Origin of the sequence: Pedobacter sp. L105, from assembly GCF_009765875.1 — a bacterium.
Classification (GTDB): domain Bacteria; phylum Bacteroidota; class Bacteroidia; order Sphingobacteriales; family Sphingobacteriaceae; genus Pedobacter.
The window spans coordinates 131,819-151,052 of record NZ_LMUP01000004.1 but is presented as its reverse complement, the minus strand read 5'-3'; the positions used below and the strand labels follow the sequence as shown (position 1 = coordinate 151,052).

Sequence of the window (19,234 nt, the reverse complement as noted above, 5' to 3'; positions counted from 1 at the left end):
ATAGCAATACTTTAATTTACCAACTGACTTTAAAACGAAAAGCGATATAAAAGTGAATAAAAATAGTAGAATTCTTTTAATTAAAGTCGGCGTTTTATTTAAGATAAAATACAAAGAGAGACTAGTATAATGCTAGTCTCTCTTTGTATTAATTTGTGACAAGGTGTTTAAGCAGAGTTTCTTCCTGCATTTACAATACCATATACCGTTCTGATAGCCAATTTCTCATAAGACGGAATTTCTTCTTCACTTAATGATTCCTGCAGTTTCTCCAGCGCAAAATGCTGGATCAGCACCAATGGAAGAACAATCTTTTCGCGCACGGCAATAGATCTTTTTTCTACAGGGTAGTTTTCCATCAATACCGAATGTCCTGCTAATTTCAGCAGCATACTTTTTGAAAGCTCATATTCATCATTCAGCATTTTCCAGAAATCACCAAATTCAGGATCATTGGCAAAATGTGCCGTGATAGAAAAATCAGATTTACTCATCGACATCATACAGTTATCAATGATCGTTTTAAAATAACCCGATTCGTGATACATGGTGGTGATGTTGTCCCAGTTCCCTTGAGCTTCCTGGTTCTTTAATGCGGTACCGATACCATAAAAGCCAGGGATATTCTGTTTCAGCTGACCCCATGAGGTTACAAAGCTGATGGCTCTTAAATCTTCCAGGCGTAATTTTTCTCCTGAGCTTCTTTTAACAGGTCTGCTGCTGATGGTAATTTTAGACAGCAGGCTCAGCGGAGAGAACCTTTCCAGGTAAGTTAGGAACAAAGGGTGTTTTCTAAGCGCCACGAACGAATTAAAACTTTCCCTGGCCATTACATCCAGTACATCTTTATGCTGCGGGTCTAGCAGGATATTATGTTTTTCTTTCATTCCAGCCGATATGCCGGCATTAATCAGCTGATCGATGTTGAACCCAGCACTATCAATAGATCCATACTGAGAACTGATCGTTTGGCCCTGTATCGTTAATTGGATATGTTTATTAGCGATTTCTTTACCCATAGAAGCATAGAAAAGATGTGTTTTTCCTCCTCCTCTTGATGGAGGGCCTCCACGGCCGTCAAAAAATGCCAGTTTGATGTTATGGTTTAATGCAGTAGCCGTTAACGCTACTTTGGCGTTAAAAATAGACCAGTTGGCCATCAAATAACCGCCGTCTTTTGTTCCGTCAGAAAAGCCAAACATGATGTCCTGTTTGTTGCCCCTGTTTTCCAGGTGTTTCCTGTAAAATGGATGTGCATACAATTCCTGCATCACTTCAGCTGCACTTTCCAGGTCGTTTACCGTTTCAAATAAAGGAACGAAATCAATGGTCAGGTCGTCTTCTTCCCATCCATTCCATAAAAATAATTCTATCAGCTGAAGGATATCGCTCGCTTTCTGGCAGTTACTGATAATATAACGGTGGCAGGCCAGTTCGCCATTGCTTTCCTGTATCTTTTTGATCTCTGCGATGGTTTGCAGCGTGTCTTCAGTCAGTGCATCCGGCTTCTCTGTATAATTTACTTTGGCACTTTTAAAAGACAGGTGTTTGATTTTCTCCTGTTCTGATAATTCGTCATAATTTTCAGGGAATAAAGAAATGATTGGCTTGCTTTGTCTGCAATAAGCATGTACGGCCTTTAAAACACCGCTATCCTGTCTGATGTCCAGTGATGCAAAATGACTTCCGAAGAGTTCTACTTTGCGCAACAGATCATCTACCAGGTCGGCAAATAAACCGTCATGTGATTCAATCAGCGTAGATTTGATCTGGTTAAGGTTCTCAATCAGGAAAGCAGAGATGTTCTTCGGAACAATATTATTATCAAAAGCATTCTGATACAGGATATCCTGTACTTTATAAATGGTTTCTTCAACTCCTCTGAAAGTAATTCTTCGTTTCAGTTTTCTCAGGTCCCTGTAATAACAGCGGAAGAGGATCTGACGAAGCATTTTTGATACCTGAAGCGTATGTTCGGCATGTACATTAGGATTCCCGTCCCTGTCGCCACCCGGCCAGAAACCCAGTTCTATAGCTTTTTTGGAAGGGATATTATATTCTTCAAGACTGCTGTCTATCTCAGATTGTACATTGGCCGCAGCAAAATAAAATACATTTTCCAGGTACCACGACAAACTCAGTGCTTCATCTACCGGGGTAGGTGATTTTTTATTGAAAAAAGGTGTTTTACCTAATTGCTGTAAAAGCTGGTTGATGGTAACAATATCATTCACCTTTATGGCCGACGTTAGGTCGGTAATAATAGAAAGCACACTGCCCGGATAAAATTGTGTAGGGTGGGCTGTCAATACCAGGCGAAGAGAGAAATCTTCGATCAATTGTGCAGTCTTTTGATGAAGTTCTGTATTGTATTCGCTCTTTTTCAACATTGAGCGGAGTGAACTCTGGCCTTCTGAGGTGTTCAGTTTGCTGAAAGAAGCGTCTTCTACGGCATCAAATAACACCACCTGACGTTCAATATATTGGATAAACCGGAACAAAAGGTCTATAATATCCTTAGGGGTACTGGCCTGTGTATACTTCTCAAAAAAGACATTAATGATCTCTGCGGGGGTCTGTTTATTCCTTACGCCATCTTCACAATATTTAATAAAAAGGGGCAGGAGAGTACCTGTATCCTTGATTTTATAAAAAGGGAGAGTCAGGAACAGGCTGTTGTATAATTCGAACCTGGAAACAACTTCGTTGTTGAATATAGATTCTTTCTGACCTGTAAATCTTGGTTTCTGCGTCATACGTAAAGGTAAATTTTTCGCGCTGAAGCTAAGAAAAATGACTGTAAGATCTATGGAATAATGTTAATAAATTTATTTTGGTTTGCTAACAAATAAACTATAAATTGCTTTCAGAAAGGTTTTTCGACACATTTAAAGGTATAACAAGTTGTTGTGTAGCAACGATCGCACGAAATTGTATTTTTTTTGGAAAATGAACAGGCTGTCTCAAAAGGACAGCCTGTTTTTATTTAGAGATTTTTTACCGGTTTAATACAGTCATCAACCCGATCAGTTGCTGACTATCCGGTTGATGAAGATTATATTTTAATGGACGTCGGCCGGAATTTCGACATTCTTTTTGAACTTCTGTAAGTACAGTAATGGAATCGAACATAACATTACCATACCTGCCACCCAATACGCATCGCTATAGGTTAACAGTAGTGATTGTTTGACTACTGTCCCTTCCATTGCTTTTATAGCCATGGTTTGCGAATCAAGAATAGAGAAACCTTTGCTCATGAAATTGCTCACAAAAGCATGCATGCGGTCTACATATGCAGGGTTATTAGGGTCAACATTCATCAACAGGTTATTACGGTGCATACCTTCACGGGTATGGATCAGCGTTGTTAAGGCTGCAATACCAAAAGATCCGCCCAACTGTCTCATCATATTATTCAGACCAGAACCCTGTCCAATTTCAGCACCTTTCAAGTCTTGTATGGCCAGTGTGGTTAATGGAACAAATAACAGTGCCATACCTACTCCCCTGATTACCAGCGGCAGGAAGAAATCGTTAGTGCCCGATGCCAATGTTGATTTACTTAACATGTGGCAGAAAACAAAGAACGAGAACATCCCTATAGTTGCCATGAATTGTGCGGGGATCCCTTTTTTCAGGAATATACCTACAAATGGCATCATGAGGATAGTACATACACCTCCGGGAAATAAGAGCTCTCCTGTTTGCAGGGGAGAGAAACCCAGTAAGTTCTGACAGAAAATAGGGAACACAAAAACAGATCCGTATAATCCAAAGCCCAGAATAAACGAGGTAAACATACCTACCGAGAAACTTCGGTGCCGCATGATCTTAAAGTTCACAATAGGGTGATCGGTTGTCATTTCCCTCCAGATGAACAGTAATAAGCCCACTACTGCAGTAACGCACAATACGGTGATATAACCTGTAGCGAACCAATCCTCGGTTTCACCTTTTTCCAGTACAGTCTGTAAACTTCCCACAGCAACCGCCAATAATCCGATACCCCACCAGTCCACTGGCTGGCCCTGCCCGGTCTTGGGCGTGACTTTTATATAGGTGTACGTACAATAGGCGGCGAGAATCCCGACGGGAATATTCACGTAAAAGATCCATGGCCAGGTACTGATATCAAGAATATAACCTCCAATAGTCGGGCCTACTGTAGGACCTACAACGGCTCCAAGTCCAAATAGTGCGGTAGCGATACCCACGTCTTCCCGCGGCCAGGTTTCCAGTAAGATTGCCTGTGCAGTTGATATTAATCCCCCTCCGGCAATCCCCTGTAAAATACGGAACGCTACCAGTTCTTCCAATGATGTCGCATTACCACAGAGAAAAGAAGCTATGGTAAAGACGATGATTGAAGTAAGGAAATAATTTTTTCTTCCGAAGCGACTTCCCAGCCAGCCCGACATGGGCAGGACGATTACGTTCGCAACGGCATATCCAGTAGATACCCAGGCCACATCCTCTAAGGTTGCGCCCAGGTTACCCTGAATTTGTGGTAAGGCCACGTTTACAATAGTGGTATCAATCAGCTCCAGCAAGGAAGCTGTGATCACTGTAAACGTGATTACCCATTTTTTTAAACCTACTTCGGCCATTTTATTAATCTTTTGTGATTACTGATACATTTACGCTCATTCCTGGACGTAATTTTTTCAGTATTTCTGGTGTAGCTTTAATTTTGATTTTGATAGGGATACGTTGAACAACTTTTACAAAGTTACCTGTTGCATTATCAGGAGGAAGTAATGAACCTTTAGCACCTGTTACCGGTGAAAAATTATACACTTCACCTTGAATTGTTTCATCAGGATAAGCATCTACAACGATGTTTACTTTTAAACCTGAGTGGATCTCTTCCAGCTGTGTTTCTTTGTAATTCGCTGTTACGTACAGGCTGTTTTCGTTAACGATAGAGAATAACGACTGACCAGCCTGAACAAGCTGTCCTTTTTGAATACTTTTCTTACCTACAATACCGGTAGTAGGAGAGATGATATTGGTATAAGACAATTGCAGTTTGGCAAAATCAACATCTGATTGATGCTGGGTAACGGTATTGCTGCTCACTGCTAATTCTGAACGTGTAGCACCTACTTGTTTAACGGCAGCAGTATATTGATCTTTTGCAGCATTATAGGTGGCCTGTGCAACATCTCTTGTTGCTTTAGTCTGGTCAAACTGTTGTTGTGTGATTGAACCGTCTTTGATCAGGTTAGCGTAACGGTCGAAATCTTTTTGTGCCTGCCATAATTTTACTTTAGCAGATTCAATGTTTGTTTTAGCAGTGCTGGTATTGGCTTGTATCGCTACGATTTGTGATTCCGAAACACCAACGCCTGCGCTAGCACCTTTCTGACCGGCCATTGCCTGCTCTAATTTAACTTTGTAATCTTTGTCATCCAGGGTTACTAATGTATCACCTGCTTTTACCAAAGTATTTTCTTCAAATCTGATATCTTTCACATAACCACCAACACGGGCAACTACCATACTGATATCGCCATCAATCTGCGCATCATCTGTGTCTACGTGTTTACTAAAGTATATATATTCTTTTACGCCAAATATGACGCCTATAACTATTAGTACAGCTAATATTATAGGGACAATTTTACTTTTCTTTTTAGTTTCAATTGTCGGTTCCGTTGTCGATTCTGTTGTCATTACTAGAGTGGGTTATGATATTATTGAGAAATTTTTCCTGTTGATTTTAATAAAGTGTAGTACGCTAAACCTGCATCGGCTTTAGCTATTTCAAGATCGATCTGAGCTTGTAACAATAACGTTTCGGCATCAATCCTGTCTGTTGCAGAAGCTACATTGTTTTTGTACTTCGATGCGAATAACCTGTCATTTTCACTGGCTTGTTCGATAGACGTTTCCAGGATCGTGATTTTGTTCTTGGCTACTACATAGTTCTGGTAGTTCTTGTTGATTTCCGTTCTCACCTGATCAGATTGAATAGTCTTCTGGATATCAATCTGTTTTTGCTGAATCCTTGAATCTGACAGTTTATGTTTGTTGGTCCACAGTGTTCCAATGTTCCAGGAAAGATTTGCCATCAATGATACCGGTGCCAGGTAATCGTTACCACCAGGAAAAGGGTTAACGACTGTGCTCACGTAATAACCCGATGCGCCAACACCAAAAGTTGGCCTCATATTGGCCTTTACGTTTTTAATGTCAATCTCTGCCATTTTATTTTGAAGATCAAGTTCTCTCAGCTCCTGACGGGTACTCATTCCCTGATCTAAATAATTGCTTAAAGGTGCTACCGGAAGATTTTGGCTGTCAGGATCAGAAATTTCGATCTGCGTATCTTCAGGTAAGCCTAAAAGGATGTCCAGGTTATAATTAATGATTTTGGCATTACCTTCTAAATCAACTTTGGTCAGGTTTACGTTTGCAAGTTGCAGTTGAAACCTTAACACATCATTTTTGGTTACAATTCCCTGTTCAAAAAAGCGTGTTGCTTGTTTCAGTTGACTGTCAATAGAAGTTAAGTTTTGCTCCACTACTTTGTGGCTTTGAGACAGCTTGTATAAAGAATAATAAGTGTCAATTGTTGCATATATTGCTTCTTCTCTAACTTTTTCTGCATCCAGGTGGGCTACTTCCGACAACAATTTGGTGTTTTGTCTGGCTAGACGTTGTTTACCACCACCATAAATAGTCTCACTTACGGATACGGTACCCAGATAAGCATCCAATCGTCTCGGTAAAGCTAAATTATCAGTTCCAAAGCTCAGTGTGTGGTTACCTGCAAATTCAAGGTGATTATAAAGCACGCTGGCAGTAGCAGTAGGAAGAGCCTCATCTTTAACTACCTCGATTTTCGCCAGTGATTCGTCAATCTTGTTTTGCGAGAGCTTTAAGTTCTTACTATTATCGATCCCAAGCTGGATCGCCTCCTGTATCGTTAATTTTTTTACGTTTTGAGCGTAGAGCATGCCAGGCAACAGGAGAGCGAAGCAACTCAGTTTAATTGTTTTGTGCATCATTTTTGGGGTGTTAAATAAGTGGAGACGAGGTCTTCCAAGTGAGTAATCAGACGTTTGGAAAGGATTTCCCTGTCCTCAGGGACGGTAATGTCCAGGCCTGTTCCTTCGGTAACTTTTGGGGTAGTAGCCACACTGGTTACTGTACCTAAAATTGTAGCGATGAGCATCCTTTTGTCAACAGGCCTGAAGGAATGGTCTTCTATACCCTCGTCTATGATTTTTTCTAAAACGTTTAAGTTCTCTGTTAATGCATCTTTCAGCTTGCAGTACATTTCAGGACGCTGTGCAAGAGACATTTCCCGGTGCATCATCTTGTGAAAAGAAATGTTGCTAAGGACCCTTTTGCTGTAGTTTTCAATTACTTTGAACATTTTCTGCATCGGGGTAATCCGGTATTCATTAATACTGAGTAACTGAGAGGTGAAATCAGAGATCCGTTTATTCATGATCTCCAAGAAAACCCCTTCTTTTGAACCGAAGTAATAGCTGATCATAGACATGTTGGCGCCTGCTTCCTTTGCGATCTGACGGGTAGAGGTTCCCTCATAACCCAGCTCAGAAAACAGATTTTCTGCGGATGCTAAAATGCTTGCTCTTTTGTCTGGCTTTTCCATTGTTGATTTGATGGCACAAAACTAATCAATCGATTGATTAGTTTTGTGATTGAATTCCATTCGTTATCATAATTGACAGTTTTCTGACACTAACAGTATAAATTGGCATTGTTCGAGCGGATCAGTCTTGTAATAGTATACGTTGTTTTAAAGTAAATGGTTTAAGCGCTCAGGAGGCAACTATATTGATACTTTCTTATTTAAAATAATTCAATACCTTTGGCACATAAGCATTAATTATACTGAAATGATTAAACAAGAGAATACTAAGAGTTTTGATTGGGTTTATTACGTAATAGGCCTATTTTTTGGTGGATTTACCGGAGCAGTGATCTCAGGTAGTTTTGGATGGACAATTTTAAGTGCGATTTTAGGATTTATCGGATCGGTAATTTTCGTAAAAGCGATCGTAGAAGGCCGTGAATATTAATTACCGTCTACAGATGAAGAAGTTCAACCTGCTCCTTGTGATGGCATTATTTTGCCTTGCTGCCAATGCACAAGTTAAATTCCCGGCACTGGATGCCAGCCCGGCGGATATTGCTTATTTTCCTTTAAATGCCCCTTTTGCAAAAAAAGGTGACGCATCCACTCCATTAATCAAAGTGATTTATTCAAGACCTTCAGTAAAAGGACGCGAGATCTTTGGTAAACTGGAAGCTTATGGCGCTGTATGGCGTGTTGGTGCAAATGAGAATACTGAAATCAAATTCTATAAAACAGCTACAATAGGCGGAAAATCTATTCCTGCCGGCACTTACAGTCTGTTTGCTATTCCTCAGGCAGATAAGTGGGTGATCATCATCAATAGCCAGACCGATAGATGGGGTGCCTATACTTATGATGAAACTAAAGATGTGGTTAGGGTAACCGTACCTGTTGTTCCATTAACAACTTCTTTAGAAGCTCTATCAATGACCTTTACCCCAAAAGAATCGGGTGCAAACCTGGTTATTGGTTGGGACAAAACTTCAGTTGAAGTTCCTGTAACGATCAAATAATTTAAAAAAAATATACGCTAAACAATAAAAGCCAGACGACTGTCTGGCTTTTATTGTTTAGGATTTGCTGCAGCATATAGGCTTACACTGAGTTTATACTGTATTTAATTTGTTATGCTCCACGCATAGTCCACGCATTCTCTACTAATAGTGTACTCCAAGCATATGAAAGAGTGGAGGATGAGTGGACTATGCGTTGAGAATGAGTACTAGTAAACAAATCAATCTCAGATTGAACACCCAATTCTAAACGAAAAAACTCAAATCTTCTTTCTTCTCAGCAAACCATCCAGGTAAAGTAAGCCCAAAATAACATCAGAGAAAATAAATGCCCTGATGAGCGTTGGGGTGAAATATTGTTTCATATCTACATTAACCCTGAACGTTGTTTTTGGAAGGGTAAAATTAATTTGTGAAATGATACCCACCATAATAGCTGTAATCACCAGTATAAAAAAGGCAGCGATCCCGTAAATAATCCTGTGGTCTACTTTGGTTTTTAAAGAAACAGGTGCCATTTCCAGCTCTACCAGCTCCATGATTTTTCTATTAAAACCCATAGAAGGTTCATCAAGGCTAATTTCGCCGATCTGCTGATGGATAGCAATCAATTCCAGGTAAACAGACTTATAGTCTTCATCTTCAGCTATTTTAACTGCTGTTTCCGATCTCAAGGCCGCGTCCTGGTTGCCATCAATATAATCCCATATTTGTTCTTCTATAGTTGTCATATCAGTTCTTTAACCTCATCTTTTAATAAATATTGTAATTTCTCTTTTAATTTTAACCTGGCCCGGTGTAGTTTAACCTTTACCGAATTGGGTGTAAGATGTACTGTTTTTCCTATTTCTTCAAGGCTTTGCTCACCTTTATAAAAGAGGGTAATGATGGCTGCATCGTCGGCAGAAAGGCTATCTATCGCCTGGTTCAGATAAAAATAAGCAGATCTTTTCTCTGCATTCATATCATGTGTATCTGCAATCGGGTCTGCCAGCTGCACTGGGTTTTCGTCGTCACTTAAAGATACGGTTTCCGGCTTCTTTTTGCGCAGGTGTGTCATGGCAGATGTATAAGTGATCGAATACAGCCAGGTAGAGAATTTTGAAGTCTGCCTGAATGTACCTAAGGCACGGTAAGCTTTAATAAAACAATCCTGTGCCACCTCTTCCGCATCCTCCCTGTTTTTGGTGAAACGTAAAGCTAAGGTAAAAACAAAGCGCTGATGACGTTTTACCAGTTCGGAGTAAACCGCGGTATTGCCATTCAGCACTGCTGAAATTAAAGCTAAATCTGTTTCTTTCTCCTGCATCTGTGAGTTGAGACGTGATGAACGACAAGTAGGTTACATTATAATTAAAAATAATTTAGGCGTATAGCAAAAGGCGAGGAATTAGATTATTTTTAAATATAGTGTAACCTGTTTAAAATTGCTGTAGTCATAGTACCAGAACCGCAGTTCAGTAAACAAAATTATTCAACTATATAAAATTTAAGAAAATGCAACAAGACCTGGTTTTTTTCGTCCCTATAGTCCTTTTTATCACAGGATTCGCAATGATATTCGGTATACGATATCTGATCAATAAAGAAAAGATGGCCATGATTGAGCGTGGCATCAACCCCAATGAGGGGTTATCAGCACCTAAACCTTTTTTGAGCCTGAAGTTTGGTTTGTTAATGGTAGGATTTGGCCTTGGCCTATTGGTGGCGCTCTTAACAGTAAGCAGTCTTCATATTGATTCGGAAAGTGCAGCTGCAGTATACTTTGGTTTCCTGTTTGTCTTTGGTGGTTTGGGCCTGATCGTATCCTATGTGATAGAGAAAAAATGGATGGACGAGCTGGAAGAACGTAAAAGAATAGGATAATTCGTCCTGTAGGCATACCCTAAAAAGTATGTCTACTTTATTTTTTGAATGATGGCAACAGTTAAACGGCTGATGCAATTCATTTTTCCGCGCTCATCATAGATCTTAATCTCCCATACCTGGGTTTTTGCGCCAATATGCAGGGGCTTGCAGATGCCGGTTACCCTTCCGCTTTTAACAGGGCGTAAATGATTGGCGTTAATTTCAAGTCCTACCGCCTGGAAGCGTTCAGGATCAATACACATGGAAGCAGCTACGCTGCCTAATGTTTCGGCAAGCACCACCGAAGCACCTCCATGTAAAATACCTGCCGGCTGATGTGTACGCTCATCCACAGGCATCGAGGCGGTTAAGGAATCTTCTCCTACTGCCGTAAACTGGATATCCAGTAAGCCACCTAAATGATTCTTAGGCCGGTTATTTAATTTCTCAGGGCTAAATTCGCCGAACCAGATCATAGATATTTATCTTTAATCACCTGTATATGGTGAATAAGGTGCCCGGCTGTGGCGTAAAGAATGGCACGAACCGATATTTTCCGGTCTGATGCCGTACCTATACGGTCTAACTCTTCTTCCGTGAAGGAACGAAAAAGATATAAGTTTGCTTTTCTGAGTAAACCGAACTCTTCAGACAAACTCAGCAGGCTCCTGTCAGAGAAATTAGTATTTGCCATATACCCATCCTGATCAAAACCAGGTAAAAGCTGTTGCTCACCGCGGGCGATAGCAGTTAAGCGGTAAGCAAAGATCCTTTCCGTGTCAATAATATGGCCTGTCATTTCTTTGATGGTCCATTTCCCCGGCTCATAAGCATAATCCGCTTTGCCGGAGATTTCACTAAGAAATTCGGGAAATTCTGTAGCCTGACGTTGTAAGAGTTCAATTATATCTCCGCTAACGAGCGAAATGTAATTGGAAACGTGTCCTGAGTATTCGTTAGGTTGAGGTTGGTTCATAAGTAATACTGCTTTTTAGGATGATACGAAAAGTGGTTCCTTTGCCCAATTCAGAATCTTTCACAAAAATCTGGCCGCTATGGTAGTTCTCTACAATACGTTTGGTTAAGGATAAACCTAATCCCCAGCCGCGTTTACGGGTAGTATATCCCGGCTGGAATACGGCATCGAATTTAGATCTTGGAATACCTTTTCCCGTATCGGTAATGTCTATAAATACTTCTTCTTTGGCCAGGTGTTCAATAATATTAACGGTGATGCTGCCTTCATTCTCGATGGCATTGGCTGCATTTTTAAGCAGGTTTTCTGTTACCCAGTCAAATAGGGGTACATTGAGCAGGGCACGGACCTGATCGTCGCCTGTAATGCTAAAAATCACCTTATCAGATGTTCTCAGCTGAAAATATTGTATAAAGTTACTGATCACGGTATACACCACATGATCTTCCAGTACTGGTTTAGAACCAATTTTAGAAAACCTGTCGGTGATGACTTCCAATCTTTTGATATCGTTTTCCATTTCCGCAATCAAGGGGTCGTCTTCCGCATCAAAACGCGATTTCATCAGTTCTACCCAGGCCATCAGGGAAGAAATAGGGGTGCCCAGCTGATGGGCAGTTTCTTTTGCCATACCTACCCACACCTGGTCCTGCTCCAGCCTTCTTGAGGAACTGAAGGCCACATAGGCCGTCAGCAGAAACAGGGCAATTACGCCCAACTGTATATAGGGAAAGTAACGGAGTTGTGTAAGGATAAAAGAATCCTTATGGTAAATATTCCATATTTTACCATCCAGGCCAATAATGGGGGTTCCCGGATGCTGCTTTTTCATTTTCCGCAGTTCACGTTCAAAGTAGGCCCTGTCGTATGTTTTTTTGTTCTGCTTTTCTACATCATAATTGGTTTTGGTAGAATCCAGCCCCTGGTAAGAATTAATGATACCATCACCATCGGTCATAATTACCGGCAGTTTGGTGTTTTTGGTAATGGTTTCGATCACATCGGTAAAGCGGTCATCGTCATACATCACCAATGATTGTTCGGTTACTTTAACATATAACTGAAACTGCACCTGTTCTTCACGCTCCATTTTTTTTACAAAAAAATCGGTATAAACAACAGAGGCCGTACCAATAATGATTGCAAAAATCAGGAGGAAGAATTTCCAGCGGCGTTTTTTTTCGTAGGGATTCATAGAATATGCTGGCAAATTACAAAATAGCATTCAAAAGACATCAATAGAAACGGTAAGCACTTAAAAAATATATCTTTGTCAATTATTATATGGAAAAGAAAGTTAGAGTAAGATTTGCCCCGAGCCCAACAGGAGGCCTCCATCTAGGCGGTGTACGCACGGCTTTATTTAATTATTTGTTTGCCAAAAAACACAATGGCACATTTATCCTTCGTGTGGAAGATACCGATCAAACCCGTTTTGTTGCGGGAGCGGAAGAATATATCGCTTCCTGCTTAGCCTGGTGTGGTATTCATCCCGATGAAAGTCCTGAATTGGGTGGTGAATTTGGCCCTTACCGTCAGAGTGAGCGTAAACCTGGCTACCGGAAATATGCAGAACAGCTGATTGCAGATGGATATGCTTATTATGCTTTTGACACGCCTGAAGAATTAGATGCCAAACGGAAAGAGATTCCTAATTTTCTTTATGGACAGGCTTCCAGAATGGGAATGAGAAACTCCCTGACACTTTCTGAAGCAGAGGTTGCTGCACTACTGGCGCAAAATATGCCGCATGTGGTCCGTATAAAAATGCCCGAAGATGAAAATGTTTCTTTTGTTGACATGATCAGGGGCCATGTAAGTTTTGACACCAATCTGGTAGACGATAAAGTGCTGCTTAAAGCTGATGGAATGCCTACCTATCATTTGGCTGTAGTTGCAGACGACAGGGCAATGCAGATCAGCCATATTTTTAGAGGTGAGGAGTGGCTGCCTTCGGCACCTATACATATTTTATTATGGAGATACTTGGGCTGGGGAGATGAAATGCCGAAATGGGCACACTTACCACTCATTTTAAAACCTGATGGAAACGGTAAACTGAGCAAGCGTGACGGAGACCGTTTAGGTTTCCCGGTGTATGCACAAAGCTGGACCGATCCTAAAACGGGAGATACAACCAAAGGGTTCAGAGAACTTGGATTTATGCCTGAAGCTTTCGTGAATTTGCTGGCTATGCTGGGATGGAACGATGGAACCGATAAAGAAATATTTACGCTTCCGGAGCTGATAGAAAGTTTTTCTATCGAAAGGGTAAGTAAAGCAGGCGCGAAGTTTGATTTTGAAAAAGCAAAATGGTATAATCACGAATGGATCAAACTGACTGCTGCGGAAAATCTGCTGGCCGTGGTAAAAGAGGAATATGCTGCTGAAGGAATGGTTTTAAATGATGACAACTACACCTTAAAGGTTATAGATCTGATCAAAGACCGGTGTAACCTGTTAACTGATTTTGTAACACAGAGTAAATATTTCTTTACTGCCCCTGCTGAATACGATCTTCCTGCTGTAAAGGGCAAATGGTCTCCGGAAAAAGCTACATTTTTTACAGCTTACCTAAACGGGCTGGAGGATAATCAATCCGCTCCGGAGCTGGAAGAAAAATTTAAATCATTGGCTGCTGAGCATAACCTAAAGCCAGGTGAATTAATGCTTCCTTTCCGCATTATGCTGGTTGGCGGTAAATTTGGGCCGGGTGTATTCGATATAGCCTTTGCTCTAGGTGTGGCAGAAACTAAAAAAAGGATCTCTTCGGCACTTGCAGCATTCGAATAAGTTAAAGAGTTTAAGTTAATTTGGTACAACAATTGAGGATTAAAATTGTTGTGCCGAATTAATGGTCATTTTGACCTATAATATGTTTTAACCCGCGGCGCTTTAATTGGATCACTTTTATCGCTGTTTGTTTAGGCTTGTTATGATCGTTACAGTTTTATTCTTTAAAGTTGTATAACTTTGGCCCAGCCTATTACACGTTAATCAGTAATAGTAAAGGTTGATTACTATTTATTCATTATAATGATCCTAATTGTAGACGATACGCCGGAGAACCTGATCTCTTTAAAAAAAGTTCTCGAAAAACACAATTTTGAAGTCGACACTGCCTCTTCCGGAGAAGAGGCGCTGAAAAAAGTATTAAAAAATGCTTATGTACTGATCATTCTTGATGTTCAGATGCCTGGTATGGATGGATTTGAAGTTGCAGAGGCAATTTCAGGTTACAGCAAGGCCAAAGAAACAGCTATTATTTTCTTGTCGGCAGCTAATACAGGGCTTAATTTTATTACCAAAGGTTATTCATCAGGCGGGCTCGATTATATCACCAAACCTGTAGATATGAACATTCTGCTGCTAAAGGTGCAGACGTTCTACAGGATCTATGAGCAGAGCAGAAAGCTGATAGAAATTCAAAAAGCTTTACTGGAAGAGATAGAATTCAGGAAAAAGGCCGAAAGAAAAAAAGATGAATTTATCAGTATTGCCAGTCACGAATTAAAAACGCCGCTCACCAGTGTGAAAGGTTATGTGCAGTTACTGGAGAGAAGTATTGATAAGGGGGATATTCCCACAGTAAAAAAACATTTGCAAAAAGCACAATTACAGCTGGACAAGCTAAATGAGCTGATTGCCGACCTGCTGGATATTTCCAAGATCGAAAGCGGAAAGCTTAAATTTAATAAAAAAAATTTCGACTTCAATCTATTGCTTGATGGGATCGTAGAGATCATCCACCAGTCAAACCCGGACTTCAGGATCATCAAAACGGGAGTGATTTCAGAAGAGATTTTTGCAGATGAAATGCGTATTGAGCAGGTGATTGTAAATTTTCTGACCAATGCCATCAAATACGCGCCGGGTACCACGGAAGTCCATATTAATGTTTTTACGGAAGGCGACCGTCTGATTGTTTCTGTACGTGATTTTGGTATAGGCATACATCCTGATCAGCAAAAAAGTGTGTTTGACAAGTTCTTTAGGGTAGAAGAAACGGCCATTCATTTTCAGGGATTAGGAATTGGCTTGTATATTTCAGCAGAAATTATCAGAAGACACGAAGGCACAGTCGGCGTGAAAAGCACCTTTGGAGAAGGGTCAGAGTTTTATTTCAATATCCCATTAATTTCAAGTACTGAAACAGATTAAATATATTTCTTTTTATTATGCAAAAAACTTTAAAAAATAACCTTCGAATCGGTCTCGGGCTATCTTTATTGTTGCTATTTATCAGCTCTTTCGCCTCATATATCAGCATCAGCAATTTAATCAAAAGTTCCAAAATGGTGTCCCATAGCAATACGGTGATCACCAACCTGGATGAAATTATATCTACCTTAAAAGACGCGGAGACGGGGCAGCGGGGTTATTTGTTAACCGGGGACCAGATCTTTCTTGAGCCTTACCGGGGGGCAAAATCACAGGCCGTTGTTTTACTGGACAAAGTACAAGACCAAACGTCCGATAATCCGGTACAGCAGCAAAGCATCAGCAGGCTTCGTGTCATCATAGAGAACCGGCTGAATATCCTGGAGAAAACGGTGGATATGAAAAAGGCCGGTGGCTCGGTGAATGTTGGGGATCTGCTTACAGGCAAGGAGTACATGGATAATGCCAGGAAGATCATCAAAGGAATGGAGGCTGAAGAACAGCGCCTGCTGGCCCTGCGTACGGCCGACCAGAACCAGCTTGCTTCCTACACGCCTATGCTGATCATCTTTGCTGCATTTCTTGCGATCTTAATTACCGTATTCTTTTACCGGAGGGTTTCTTCTGATTTTAATACAAGGGTACAGCTACAGTTAGAATTACAGGAGAAAAACGATGAAATAGACCACCGCATACAGGTAATTAAAGGTGTTGCCAGCCAGATTTCTAACGGAGATTATGCGGTAAGACTGGATGAAGAATCTGAAGATGGCCTTGGAAGCCTGGCCGGGTCACTGAATGCAATGGCGGCCTCCCTGGCTTATTCTTTTTCTTTACTGGCAGATAAAGAGTGGCTGCAAACAGGTATTGCGAGCCTGAATGATAAAATGGTTGGTGAAAAGAATGTCAATACACTGGCTACTGATATTTTAGAAAACATTATACAGCATACCGATGCACAGGTTGCCGCTTTTTACCTGCTGGAGGATGACCGTTCATTGCACCTGACCGGAAGTTATGCTTTGGAAATTGATGCAAAAAGAGAAGTATTAAAATCGGGTGAAGGATTGGTGGGGCAGGCTGCCAAGTCGGGTAAACAAATTCTGCTGAATGATATACCAGAGGGCGAACTGTCTATCAGTTATGCCTCGGGAAGTACCAGACCCAGAAATATCGTTGCGGTACCTATCATCAGGGACCGTATGGTGGTTGGTGTAATGGAAGTAGGCTCGCTGAATATCTTTACACCACTGCAACTGGAGTTTTTTAACAGCATTTCAGGTAATATCGGGGTTGCGGTTCACGTTGCGCAAAACCGTAAAAAACTGCAGGACTTCCTGGAAGAAACACAAACGCAGGCCGAGGAACTGCAGGCACAGCATACAGAGCTGGAAGGTTTAAATGCAGAGATGGAAGCACAGACGCAGAAATTACAAACTTCTGAAGAGGAACTTCGCGTACAGCAGGAAGAATTGCTGCAAAGCAACCAGGAACTGGAGGAAAGAACCATGCTGCTGGAAGAACGAAACCAGCTGATCCAGGAGCATAACCTGGAGATCCAGCGCAAGTCTGAACAGCTGGAGCAAAGTACTAAATACAAGTCGGAGTTCCTGGCAAATATGTCTCATGAACTGCGTACACCGCTGAACTCTATTTTATTGCTTTCTAAATTGATGTCTGATAATAAGGAGCTTGATCCTGAATATATCGAATATGCGGAGGTGATCCAGAGTTCTGGTCAGGGGTTACTGGGCCTGATTGACGAGATCCTGGATCTTTCCAAGATTGAAGCCGGCAAAATGAAGCTGGAACTGGCAGATATTAGTCTGAACGAGGTTTCTACCGATATGCGGTCCCTTTTCAGCCCGATTGCAAAAAATAAAAATCTGGAACTGCAGATTGAAATGGATAAAGACCTGCCTTTGATACATACCGATAAAATGCGTTTAGAGCAAATTCTGAAGAACTTGCTGTCAAATGCCATTAAGTTTACCTCCAAAGGTAAAGTAACATTGAGTATAAAAAATAACCCGGTGCAGGAAATAATCCTGTTCCATGTAACAGATACCGGTATAGGTATTCCCGTTTCCAAGCAAGGGCTGGTATTTGAAGCCTTTCAACAGGCAGACGGATCTACCCGCAGAAGGTTTGGCGGTACTGGTTTGGGGCTTTCTATTAGTCGTGAGCTGGCTAAATTGCTGGGTGGTGAGATTGAGCTGAAAAGTGTAGAAAATGCAGGAAGTACATTTACCCTTTCCTTGCCCGTACATGGTGTACTGATCAATGAAGAGGAACCCGTTCATCAGGAAAAGGAGTCTGATCCGGTATATGCCGACCGGCCAATCGTATTACCTGAAAGGTTTACCGTTGACCATATTCCGCAGGAAATTGAAGACGACAGGGATCATATTTTACCCGGAGATAAGGTAATCCTGATCATTGAAGATGATACCCCGTTTGCTAAAACACTGCTGAGTTTTACCCGCAAGCGTAATTACAAGGGAGTTGTTGCCGTGAGGGGGGATATTGGTGTGGAAATGGCCAATCAATATCAGCCGGTTGCTATTTTACTGGATATCCAGCTTCCAATTAAGGATGGGTGGCAGGTAATGGAAGAGTTAAAGGCAAATCCTTTAACACGCCCTATACCGGTTCATATCATGTCTTCGCTGGAGGTAAAAAAAGAAAGCTTACTCATGGGGGCGGTTGATTTTATCAATAAACCCTTTGCTTTGGAGCATATGCAGCAGATCTTCCAGAAATTAGAATATGCATTAAGCCGCCATCCGAAGAAAGTACTGATCGTAGAAGAAAATCAGCAGCATGCGAAAGCATTGAGCTATTTCCTGAGCAATTCCAATATCCAGACTGAAGTAGTGAGTAATGTTTCGCAGAGTGTAGATGCTTTACAAAAGAAAGAAGTAGACTGCGTGATCCTGGACATGGGTATTCCAGATAAGAACGCCTATTTAACCCTGGAAACGATTAAAAAGACTGAAGGACTGGAAAACCTGCCTATCATTATTTTTACCGGGAAAAACCTGTCAAAAGGGGAAGAGCTGAGGATTAAACAATATGCTGATTCCATTGTCGTGAAAACGGCACATTCTTATCAGCGTATCCTGGATGAAGCTGCACTTTTCCTGCATTTGGTAGAAGAAAAGAGGGTAGAAGATAAAAATAAAAAACCTGTAGAAGGTTTAAGGGGATTGTATGAAGTGCTCAATAATAAAACGGTACTGATTGCAGATGATGATGTAAGGAATATCTTCTCGCTAACCAAAGCATTGGAGCAGCATAAGATGAAAGTGCTGGCTGCGACGGACGGAAAAGAAGCGCTGGAGATACTTAAAAATAACCCTTCAATAAATATTGTGCTGATGGATATGATGATGCCGGAAATGGATGGTTATGAAAGTACCAAAGAGATCAGAAAAATTCCTGCGTTCAAACATTTACCTGTGTTGGCTGTTACAGCAAAAGCAATGATGGGTGACAGAGAGAAGTGTATTGCTGCGGGTGCATCTGATTATATTTCTAAACCGGTAGATGTTGATCAGCTGATTTCACTACTGAGGGTGTGGCTTTATGACAAAAATTAAAAAAATTATCCTGTTT

Annotated in this window: 16 protein-coding genes; 6 read left to right on the top strand and 10 right to left on the bottom strand. The window is 41.1% G+C overall.

All coding sequences use genetic code 11. The features are described 5' to 3' along the window. Positions 1-167 precede the first annotated feature (167 nt). The 5 genes from GSQ84_RS05755 to GSQ84_RS05735 all read right to left on the bottom strand — a co-directional run bounded on the left by GSQ84_RS05755 (position 168) and on the right by GSQ84_RS05735 (position 7,630). The gene (locus GSQ84_RS05755; RefSeq protein WP_158796314.1) at positions 168-2,756 is read right to left on the bottom strand and encodes a phosphoenolpyruvate carboxylase; all 2,589 of its coding nucleotides are present in this window, start codon (positions 2,754-2,756) and stop codon (positions 168-170) included. 306 nt (positions 2,757-3,062) lie between these two features. Beyond that, positions 3,063-4,610, bottom strand: coding sequence for a DHA2 family efflux MFS transporter permease subunit (locus GSQ84_RS05750; protein WP_158796313.1), 1,548 nt, complete (start codon positions 4,608-4,610; stop codon positions 3,063-3,065). A 4-nt stretch (positions 4,611-4,614) separates the two neighbouring features. After that, positions 4,615-5,679 carry an HlyD family secretion protein gene (locus GSQ84_RS05745; protein ID WP_158796312.1) on the bottom strand — a complete coding sequence of 355 codons (1,065 nt, stop codon included), beginning with the start codon at positions 5,677-5,679 and terminating at the stop codon, positions 4,615-4,617. A gap of 20 nt (positions 5,680-5,699) precedes the next feature. Beyond that, complete coding sequence (locus GSQ84_RS05740) at positions 5,700-7,016, bottom strand: TolC family protein (protein ID WP_158796311.1); 1,317 nt, start codon at positions 7,014-7,016, stop codon at positions 5,700-5,702. Next, complete coding sequence (locus GSQ84_RS05735; protein ID WP_158796310.1) at positions 7,013-7,630, bottom strand: TetR/AcrR family transcriptional regulator; 618 nt, start codon at positions 7,628-7,630, stop codon at positions 7,013-7,015. Before GSQ84_RS05735 ends, GSQ84_RS05740 begins: the two co-directional genes overlap by 4 nt. Before the next feature lie 247 nt (positions 7,631-7,877). Between GSQ84_RS05735 and GSQ84_RS05730 the strand changes: the two genes are divergently transcribed. Then, positions 7,878-8,060: a hypothetical protein gene (locus tag GSQ84_RS05730; RefSeq protein ID WP_158796309.1), complete on the top strand. Its 183-nt coding sequence runs from the start codon at positions 7,878-7,880 to the stop codon at positions 8,058-8,060. 13 nt (positions 8,061-8,073) lie between these two features. Continuing rightward, positions 8,074-8,631 carry a DUF2911 domain-containing protein gene (locus tag GSQ84_RS05725; RefSeq protein ID WP_158796308.1) on the top strand — a complete coding sequence of 186 codons (558 nt, stop codon included), beginning with the start codon at positions 8,074-8,076 and terminating at the stop codon, positions 8,629-8,631. 260 nt (positions 8,632-8,891) lie between these two features. Here the strand turns inward: GSQ84_RS05725 and GSQ84_RS05720 are convergent, their stop codons facing one another. Further along, on the bottom strand, positions 8,892-9,362 hold the full coding sequence (locus GSQ84_RS05720; protein WP_158796307.1) for a hypothetical protein: 471 nt from the start codon (positions 9,360-9,362) through the stop codon (positions 8,892-8,894). After that, the gene (locus GSQ84_RS05715) at positions 9,359-9,940 is read right to left on the bottom strand and encodes an RNA polymerase sigma factor (RefSeq protein ID WP_158796306.1); all 582 of its coding nucleotides are present in this window, start codon (positions 9,938-9,940) and stop codon (positions 9,359-9,361) included. The genes GSQ84_RS05720 and GSQ84_RS05715 overlap by 4 nt, the downstream gene beginning before the upstream one ends. A gap of 188 nt (positions 9,941-10,128) precedes the next feature. Between GSQ84_RS05715 and GSQ84_RS05710 the strand changes: the two genes are divergently transcribed. Continuing rightward, positions 10,129-10,497 (top strand): DUF6249 domain-containing protein, encoded by a 369-nt coding sequence (locus GSQ84_RS05710; protein ID WP_158796305.1) that lies wholly within the window; start codon positions 10,129-10,131, stop codon positions 10,495-10,497. Between the two features lie 32 nt (positions 10,498-10,529). Here the strand turns inward: GSQ84_RS05710 and GSQ84_RS05705 are convergent, their stop codons facing one another. The 3 genes from GSQ84_RS05705 to GSQ84_RS05695 are packed head-to-tail and all read right to left on the bottom strand — an operon-like array spanning position 10,530 to position 12,650. Continuing rightward, on the bottom strand, positions 10,530-10,955 hold the full coding sequence (locus GSQ84_RS05705; protein WP_158796304.1) for a hotdog fold thioesterase: 426 nt from the start codon (positions 10,953-10,955) through the stop codon (positions 10,530-10,532). After that, on the bottom strand, positions 10,952-11,455 hold the full coding sequence (locus GSQ84_RS05700; protein WP_158796303.1) for a DinB family protein: 504 nt from the start codon (positions 11,453-11,455) through the stop codon (positions 10,952-10,954). The genes GSQ84_RS05705 and GSQ84_RS05700 overlap by 4 nt, the downstream gene beginning before the upstream one ends. Beyond that, on the bottom strand, positions 11,436-12,650 hold the full coding sequence (locus GSQ84_RS05695; protein WP_158796302.1) for a HAMP domain-containing sensor histidine kinase: 1,215 nt from the start codon (positions 12,648-12,650) through the stop codon (positions 11,436-11,438). The genes GSQ84_RS05700 and GSQ84_RS05695 overlap by 20 nt, the downstream gene beginning before the upstream one ends. Positions 12,651-12,739: 89 nt before the next feature. On the opposite strand from GSQ84_RS05695, the gene gltX reads away from it, so the two are divergent. The 3 genes from gltX to GSQ84_RS05680 all read left to right on the top strand — a co-directional run bounded on the left by gltX (position 12,740) and on the right by GSQ84_RS05680 (position 19,218). Continuing rightward, a complete protein-coding gene (gene gltX / locus GSQ84_RS05690) occupies positions 12,740-14,248 on the top strand; it encodes a glutamate--tRNA ligase (protein WP_158796301.1) in 1,509 nt (502 codons plus the stop codon). A gap of 243 nt (positions 14,249-14,491) precedes the next feature. After that, positions 14,492-15,616: a hybrid sensor histidine kinase/response regulator gene (locus GSQ84_RS05685; RefSeq protein WP_158796300.1), complete on the top strand. Its 1,125-nt coding sequence runs from the start codon at positions 14,492-14,494 to the stop codon at positions 15,614-15,616. Positions 15,617-15,633: 17 nt separating this feature from the next. Then, entirely contained in the window at positions 15,634-19,218 is a 3,585-nt protein-coding gene (locus GSQ84_RS05680; RefSeq protein ID WP_158796299.1) for a response regulator, read from the top strand. The last annotated feature ends 16 nt before the right edge of the window (positions 19,219-19,234 follow it).